This window comes from Kordia sp. (assembly GCF_045105435.1).
Classification (GTDB): Bacteria; Bacteroidota; Bacteroidia; order Flavobacteriales; family Flavobacteriaceae; genus Kordia.
Genome location: NZ_JBGCDL010000105.1, coordinates 1 through 5,610, shown reverse-complemented (window position 1 = coordinate 5,610; position 5,610 = coordinate 1). Strand labels below are relative to the sequence as shown.

4 protein-coding genes are annotated in these 5,610 nt (G+C 32.2%); 1 reads left to right on the top strand and 3 read right to left on the bottom strand.

Going from position 1 to position 5,610, the window contains the following annotated elements; all coding sequences use genetic code 11:
- On the top strand, positions 1 to 108 hold a 108-nt coding region (locus AB8B65_RS05255; protein ID WP_405299809.1), incomplete at its 5' end, for a DUF3810 family protein.
- A 46-nt stretch (positions 109 to 154) separates the two neighbouring features.
- On the opposite strand, the gene AB8B65_RS05250 is transcribed toward AB8B65_RS05255, so the two are convergent.
- The 3 genes from AB8B65_RS05250 to AB8B65_RS05240 form a co-directional block, all read right to left on the bottom strand.
- Complete coding sequence (locus AB8B65_RS05250) at positions 155 to 907, bottom strand: LytR/AlgR family response regulator transcription factor (protein ID WP_405299808.1); 753 nt, start codon at positions 905 to 907, stop codon at positions 155 to 157.
- A 24-nt stretch (positions 908 to 931) separates the two neighbouring features.
- Positions 932 to 2,989 carry a histidine kinase gene (locus tag AB8B65_RS05245; protein WP_405299807.1) on the bottom strand — a complete coding sequence of 686 codons (2,058 nt, stop codon included), beginning with the start codon at positions 2,987 to 2,989 and terminating at the stop codon, positions 932 to 934.
- A gap of 134 nt (positions 2,990 to 3,123) precedes the next feature.
- The gene (locus tag AB8B65_RS05240) at positions 3,124 to 5,319 is read right to left on the bottom strand and encodes a T9SS type A sorting domain-containing protein (protein WP_405299806.1); all 2,196 of its coding nucleotides are present in this window, start codon (positions 5,317 to 5,319) and stop codon (positions 3,124 to 3,126) included.
- Positions 5,320 to 5,610: the final 291 nt, after the last annotated feature.

Sequence of the window (5,610 nt, the reverse complement as noted above, 5' to 3'; positions counted from 1 at the left end):
TTTGATCAGTTCTTAAAAGCGAACAATCAATCGAAAGGAATTCAAAGTTATAGCTACGTGGTTTCCTTGTTGGTGAATTATGATAAAAAGCATGCGTTTATTCAATAAGGAACATCGAATTCTAAATAAGTATTAGATGCTTAAAATTTTCACTTTAGAAGAAATTACTAATCAGTTGTAGAAATTCTTCTTTTTTATCTCTGGCTATCGGAATGGTTTTATTGTTTTCTAAAACAACATGCAAACCATCTTTTTTTACAACTTCACTCATGAATTTAAGATTGATTAAATACGAACGATGGGTTCTATAAAAGATTGGCTTATCTTCTAATTGCTCCGCAAAATACTTGAGTGTTTTACTAATAAGTCGCGGTTTGCTATTTTTTAAATATACTTTTGTGTAAACGCCATCTGCTTCAAAGTATATAATATCGTCATAGGCAACAAACATGATTCCTTTTGGAACTTCAAGCGCAATTTTGTTTAATGATATTTGATTGAAAATTTTTTCAATCCCATTCAATTTCCCAACAATGTTATTCTTTTTAATTGCAGTTTTCGCTTTCGAAACGGCATTTTTTAATTCTTCGTCATCAATTGGTTTTAATAAGTAATCAATGGCTTCAATTTTAAAAGCTTCAATTGCATATTTGTTATACGCAGTTGTAAAAATAATTTGAAATGTAATGCTTTCTTTTTTGAAGAAATGCAATATCTCTAATCCTGAATATTCAGGCATTTCAATGTCTAGAAATACAATATCTGGCTTATCTTTTTTGATGATTTCTACACCTGAGATTAAATCAGCAGCTTCTTGAATTTCAGTAATTTCAGGACATTCTTCCGCTAATAACGTTCGCAATACGTTTCTTGCTTTCTTTTCATCATCAATCAATATTGCTTTCATATGTGTGTCGTTTGTTTGTAAAAATCAATCTGTTAGTGGAATTTTGAGAGATACAATAGTTCCTTCAACTTCATTTTCATTATTTAATACGTCGTCTATTTGTAATGCTATTGGATGATTTCTTGTTGTGTTGAGCAATTCAATTCGTTTGTCATTGGCTTCACTAGAAAATGATTTTGGTTTGAATAGTTTTCTACTGTTGATTTCTGCAGAAGCTTCTCGCCCAATTCCATTGTCTTTTATGGTACATAATAATAGATTTTCTGTTTTGTCAAGCTCAAATGAAATGTGTAGTTTTTTGTCTTTTTTTCTGTGTAATAAACCATGTTTGATTGCATTTTCAACATAAGGTTGCACCAAAAATGATGGCAATAGAACTGTTTCCGTATTCGTAATGCTTTCCGCTTCAATTTCATAGGTAAAGGAATCTTCAAAGCGTGCTTTTTCGAGTTCTAAGTACAATTCGAGCGCTGTTAATTCTTCGGTTAAGCTTACACTATCTTGCTGACTGTGTTCTAAGTACATTCGAATTAATCGTGAAAATTTGACTAAATATGTTCTGGCTAATTTTTGTTCATTTTGAATGATATAATCTTGAATCGAATTCAACGCATTGAAGATAAAATGCGGATTCATTTGGCTACGCAATGTTTTTATTTCAGATTTTCGATACTGTTTTTCAAGCGTTAATCGTTTTTGCGTTTCTTGTAATTCTAATGCTAATAATTCTTCTTTCTTTTTCACTTTCATTCTACTGTAATACAAAAGTGTTGTTATGATTAATAACACCAAAGCAATCATAGAAAATATGAATAAGTAAGAGTTTCGCTGACTTGTTAGGTTGCTAATTTCTAGTTCGCTTTCTAGTAATTCTCTATCTTTTTTTAATTGATCAACTTTATATTTGGCTTCCAAATCTTTGACAACTTGTGCTTCTTCATTTTCAGCAAGTTTTTCTTTTAATGTGTTGAAAAGCTTCAAGTATTCAAGTGCTTTCGCAGAATTCCCAAGTTCTTCATGTATTTGATACATATAGTTATAGGTTTCCTTTTCTTTCTTTTCAAAAGAATTCTCCTTAGTATATGTTATTGCTTCTTCACCTTGCTTAATTGCTTTTGAATAGTTTCCTTGTTTATAATAGTTATTCGTTAAGTTGGAAAGTACATCAGCTTTAATGTTAGGAATGTTTACTTCTTTTAATAATTCTAATGTTTTTAAATAATTTATGTTCGAAGTTTCATAATCATCTATATCCGAATATACATGTCCTAAACCAGAATAGTTGACCAATTCTACATATTTGTAATTGGATTTTATTGCATATTCGATACTTTTTTTATGTGCAGCAATTGATTTTTCAGAATTCCTTAAAGCAGAATAACTACTACCTATATTATTGTATACTAATGCTAAATTTCTGATATCGTTTTTCTTTTCCAGTAATGGTATGACATCTTGAAAGTAACTCAATGCAGGTTCAAAGTTTTCATCATTAAAAAAAGCACCGCCTAAAGTCACTATAATTTTCCAAGTAAGATCGTCTAGTTTGAGTTTTTTGGAGATTTCAAGCGCTTTTTCTCCATAAATTACAGTAGAATCTGCTAGCATTTGAGTCGCATAAATACCACTGTATACTGTATATGCTTCTGCAATAATTGTATCATTTTCCAATTCTTTGCCTATTGCCAAAAATTCCGCCGAGTGAATTTTTGCATTCTTGAAATCCGCTTTTAATCGATATGCTGTGGCAAGATTACTCAGTGGCGCTGCATACGCTCGCCTATTTTTAGTTACATTATAAATACTACACGATTCTATAAAGAATGGAATTGCCGCATCTGTTTTTCCTTGACAGATTAAGTTTCGTCCTAGTACATTATTTGCATACGCTTTTATGTCTATCTCTTTTTGAAGTTCGGCTTTTTTTAAGAGAATATTCGCAATGGAATCTGATGTACTGATAGAGCTACACATATGCTTTGTTGCAAGTTTTTGTAAACTATCTATTGTAATTTCTTGTTGCTGCGAAAAAAGCAATTGTACACTTAAAAAGCAGAAAAGGGAAAGAAAAAATGTTCTCATAATCGGATTGATTGTTGGCTAAATTTTGTTAAATATATCTTTTCTTTTGTGAAAAATAGAACTTTCATCAAGAAAGTCATGGAAAGCCAAACTACCGATAATAGTTTGGCTTTTAATAGCATCTAAAATATGCACTATTGTTTTAAGAAACGTTTTACACCAACTTCTCCATTTTCTTTATAAAGCTTTAAAATATACATTCCACTGGCTAAATTACTGGTGTCAATTTGACCTTTAGTAGTCTGAATTACTTTTTGTCCCGTATAATTATAAACTTCAATATTTTTGATTTCTCCTTCTATATGTATATTCAATTGATTTTTTACAGGATTTGGATAGATAACAAATGAGACCAATTTGTATACTTCTTGCACACCTAATGTTGAAGAGCCAAATTCATAAACACCCATATCGACATCTGAATTGAAAATACGTTGATTTCCTAAAAAGTCTTCTGTAATTTCGACAGGCACTTTTGTATTATCTCCACTATCAATTGCTGGTGAACCCATCTGAATTGTAAAATCGCTATTTGTAGCATCTGTAAATAATGGATCACTATCAGAAACAGCTACTTTATCTGTCGCGGCTATGTTTGAAAAATTATCTTCTCCTATAGAATTGTATACTTTCCTAATATTTGGTACAGGATCTGAGTTTATTCTTCCTAAAGAAAGTGGCGCAGTACTTGTATTGGATGTATTATTGTAGAATATACTGTTTGAAACTTCGATTCGCATATCAATTCCTCGGTATTTACTAACTCCTAAAACAGCTCTCTCCGTAATCGCTCCTGTTGCTGTTAATTGATTATTTGCAAAGGTAGAATTGATCACTTTTGTATTAAATCGTGCGCCATACGTAATTGATCGCAGCCAAACAACACCTGCCAACCCTAGGCTTGAACCATTATCCTTTACTTGATCGCCATCAAATATGCAATTGATAATATTCAACCGAACCCATTTTGTATAATTTGCTCTTGCATAAATAGATGATCCATGACGTGATACATTTTCTTGAAAACGTGTGTTTGTAAATTCCATAAGACTATTCAACGTCATCATGTTCAAATTCATAACGCCAGCTCCACCATTAACAGCTGCATTTTTTTGAACAATACATTTATCGACATATAGCTCTGTAACTTCTCTGTCTACAAATATTCCGCCGCCAACAGCATTTTCACCTGTACTTGCATCTGCTTGTCCTGAAGTTATAGTAAGTCCATCCAAACGTACTTTATTTCCTAAAACTTCTACTACATGATATACATTTTCGGTTCTGTTAAATCCTGAAAAATCAACACCTGTATCATCTTGATTTACATCACCTGAAAAAATTGTTGGATACAAATCAATATCTCTATCAGATAAATCTGTTTCAGTTCCCTGGAAACCTCCATAAATTTTTGCTCCACTTGGAATTTTAAAAGAATCATTTCGTGAAGTTCCTGGAATATAGATTCCTTGCGCAACCCAAATATCTCCAAAAGTAAAGTTGTCCAATGCTGTTGATACATCTGTGTAAGCGTTTGCCCAAGTTGTTCCGTCATTTGCGCCTGTGGCATTTACATTTACATATGTTCTTTTTTCTGTGTATTCGGTTGCAAGCGCGTCAATTTCACCCGTAGTTAATGATCTTTCATAAAAACGAACATCATCAATGTAGTTGAGATATTTTGTAGTTGTTGGCGCAATCACCAGAGTTGCACCATTAAAAAATGCAGGAACTGTTCCGGAAGCAATCATAGTACCTGACATTGATGTAAGTAATTCTCCATCGAGATAAAAATTAATTCCCAAATTGTTATTTGTTACATTAAGTTCGCCAGTAATTAAAACATGATGCCAACCACCATCAAAATAATGATTTACAAGTTCTTGTGTATTTATATCAACATTAAAACCGTTGGTTGTATTTTCTCCTCTAGCCACAAACTTTAATAATCCTGAATTTCCATCCGTACTTTGTGTCAAACGAAAACCACGTCCACCAGCGCCGTACATTTGCACAAGGGCTCTATTAGCTCCTGCAACATTTGGTGACTTTATCCAGAAACTGAGTGCAAAATCTGTTAGGTTTGAAGCTGGTGTTTGTCCACCATTATATTGAACTCCATTAAGTTTCATGGCGTTATTTGCCAAAGCATCTCTATCTGCTTCTTGTGTGACGCCACTTCCCGATTGAGTTAAATCTCCTATTCCAGGATTGGCTTCATTAACAATACTTCCGTTTGTAAAAAGGTAACGCATTGTTTCATCGGTAGGTATTTGTGCAGACACGAAAGAAAACACAAAAAGGCATGCAATAAGTAATTTTGTCTTCATTATAATTTGTTATTAGATTACGAAGACAAAACTGTTCATTATGAGCACACAAAAAGGCTTTCATTTAGTGAATGGTTGGAAAATCTTAGTGAATGGTAATTTTTAATTCATTCTTAAATTATCACATCAAACTATTATTAAATAGAACTCATCTTGATTTTTTATTTTTAACCGAAAATGAGTTCCTACTTAAAATATTATACACACTACAAGAAAACATACTTTTTTTCGTTTATCCTATATGACAAGAATTTTCCTTTTGTTGCTCTGTATTTTTTGTTTCGCTTGCGC

What these genes read in the sequence shown, in the direction of transcription:
- AB8B65_RS05245 (WP_405299807.1), bottom strand. Translation starts at nt 2,989, where the DNA reads ATGAGAACATTTTTTCTTTCCCTTTTCTGCTTTTTAAGTGTACAATTG.
- AB8B65_RS05240 (WP_405299806.1), bottom strand. Translation starts at nt 5,319, where the DNA reads ATGAAGACAAAATTACTTATTGCATGCCTTTTTGTGTTTTCTTTCGTG.
- AB8B65_RS05250 (WP_405299808.1), bottom strand. Translation starts at nt 907, where the DNA reads ATGAAAGCAATATTGATTGATGATGAAAAGAAAGCAAGAAACGTATTG.